Source organism: Moorena sp. SIO3H5, from assembly GCF_010692395.1.
Taxonomy (GTDB): Bacteria; Cyanobacteriota; Cyanobacteriia; order Cyanobacteriales; family Coleofasciculaceae; genus Moorena.
Genome location: NZ_JAAHHS010000673.1, coordinates 1 through 2392, shown reverse-complemented (window position 1 = coordinate 2392; position 2392 = coordinate 1). Strand labels below are relative to the sequence as shown.

Annotated in this window: 2 protein-coding genes; one reads left to right on the top strand and one right to left on the bottom strand. The window is 44.6% G+C overall.

Translation table 11 applies throughout. The annotated features are described in order from the left end of the window. Positions 1-90: 90 nt before the first annotated feature. Entirely contained in the window at positions 91-1761 is a 1671-nt protein-coding gene (ltrA, locus tag F6K52_RS35375; RefSeq protein WP_293089735.1) for a group II intron reverse transcriptase/maturase, read from the bottom strand. 365 nt (positions 1762-2126) lie between these two features. Here ltrA and F6K52_RS35370 point away from each other — a divergent pair. Continuing rightward, a partial coding sequence (locus F6K52_RS35370) for a hypothetical protein (protein WP_293089733.1) occupies positions 2127-2392 on the top strand: 266 nt, incomplete at its 3' end.

Sequence of the window (2392 nt, the reverse complement as noted above, 5' to 3'; positions counted from 1 at the left end):
ATGAGTCGGGTAGGGCGGGGACATCGCTGTCCCTTTCCCCCCTCAGAACCGGACGTACAAGTTTCCAAGTATCACGGCTCAAGCAAATCACTAGGGCTTTCCATAATGTATTCGTTGGTGACACAAAATATGAACAAGTTGGAGATTCTTGTAGTTGTCCAAGCCTCCCTTTGATTTAGGGATGACATGATGGACGTGCAGTTCTTCTGTGTTAAACAGAGATTCTTGACACACCGGACATACAAAGTGCTGGTTTTTTGCTATTTTCTGCCACGACTTTTTCTGGTTTCTGGAATCTCGTTTACGCTTGGAGATGAACCATTTTTGGATTTCAGGGTCAGGGTCATCAGGTGACGATTTTCCAGGTATGAGAACATGGCGTTCTATATTAAACCAAGAGAATTTTAGCAAATGGATTCCACTGCTGTGGTCTCCAAATACCCAGTTATCCTTCCTCTCCAAATTGAATCGTCCGAAGTATTTTTGTTTCCTCCAGGTGTCGTTTTTGTTGGGATGTTTTCTTTTGGCGTATCTTCTAGCCCGTTTATGCATCCATTGGTCGAGACTCTCAAAGGTTTTCCTTGCTACTCCTTTACGGTGGTAATTTGCCCAACCTCTAATGATGGGATTGAGTACCGATATTAATTCTTTGACTGAGTTAGATTTATATTTAAGCCAAAGGTGTCGGAGTTGGTCTCGGATTTCCTTGATTGCCTTTTTACTCGGTTTCGTTAACAGTTTGTAGCCAGATTTGCTGTTACTATCACAGTAGTGTCTGATGTTGAACCCCAGAAAATCGAACCCTTCTGTAATGTGAACAATTCGAGTTTTTGACTCTGATAATTGTAGTCCTCTTTGACCTAACCAGAGTTTGAGCTGTTCAAGAACGAGTTGGGCATCTTCTTTGGTTTCACACAAACAAACAAAGTCATCAGCATATCTGACCACTATACGCTTGCCAATAATTTGACCCCGTTTGTCGTATTTGATTCCGAGTGCGTCTTCCATACCATGTAGGGCTATGTTGGCTAATAAAGGCGACACAATGCCACCCTGGGGTGTTCCGGCTTCTGTTGTGTAGAATGCTCCTTTTTCCACGTAGCCTGCTTTGAGCCATTTTTGTATCAGCTTTCGTGCCGGAAAGTTTCCAATTTTGTTAATAAGAAACTCGTGGCTTATGTTATCGAAGCATCCTTTAATGTCGGCATCCACTACCCATTTTTTCCGTCCGTTTGGACGAATACCACGGAAGATTTTCTCTAGGGCATCATGGGCGCTTCTGCCCGGTCTGAAACCGTAACTTATGCCTTCAAATTGTGCTTCCCAACATGGTTCTAAAGCATTCTTGACTATTGCTTGTAGGCAACGGTCAATTAAGGTGGGAATGCCTAGAGGACGCTTTTTCCCTTTAGATTTGGGAATGTAGACCCTTTTGGCTGGTAGTGGTTTCCAAGGGATAAATTTTGTCAGGGAATCCACCAGTATTCCTCTTCCCGTGGGGTTCAATACTACCAGTCCGTCAACACCGGGAGTTCTTTTTCCCTGGTTGAGTTGTGTACACCTCCTTACTGCCAGGAGAATATTACTGTAAGACTTCATTAGAAGTCTTTGTAGATTTCGGAGTGTCTTCCAACGTTTCTCACGAGTAGCCTTGAAAATTCGCCGTCTCAAGTTCTTAACTACACGGTTAGCTTTTTGCCAATCTATCGATTGCCAATGAGTATAGTTCTTATCAGTTACGTTTACGCCTGTTAAGGTCATATCTAACTTTTCCTAATAAGTTCAGTTCTCAAACATTGAATTTCCACAGATTCACCAGTCTTCTGTCAGCACCCTTTTGGGTTGGGTATTTCAGGTTGATTACCTGCCCTATCCGTCGAGTTATACCTGTTTTGGCTTTCCTCTGGGGTTTCCCCCTGTCCGGCATTCGCTACTGAAGACCTCCCTCACCCGCATCGGGATTGATAGTCCTCTTGCGATTTCTCTACTTTGAACGTGGAAACTAGCTCAAAGACCGATTCGGGGTTATCCTGTTCCGCACGGGATGGAGATTCAACCAACTTAGGACTCTATCTTTACTCCGGGGTTAGGTGTCCGCGAATGATGCTGGTCATGACATCATTCCTGTGACCCAATCTTCCGTAGTCAGTCACTTTCGGGAGTCAGATGTCACGAAGCATGAGATAGATTTGCTGTTCGCTGTCCATATTGGTTTTGCCCTAGCCTCCCTTTTGAATGTGACTATCTACTTGGGTTCGGCATTTCCTCTCGCTGTGCGACTCCTGAATTACTTCGGAAGCCGTGAGAGAATGGACACAGGCATTTGGACACTTACCTGGGGAGTTCTTCTGGAATCTCCCACTCTCCCGTGCGACTTTCAGGTCGCACTGAC

What these genes read in the sequence shown, in the direction of transcription:
- ltrA (WP_293089735.1), bottom strand. Translation starts at nt 1,761, where the DNA reads ATGACCTTAACAGGCGTAAACGTAACTGATAAGAACTATACTCATTGG.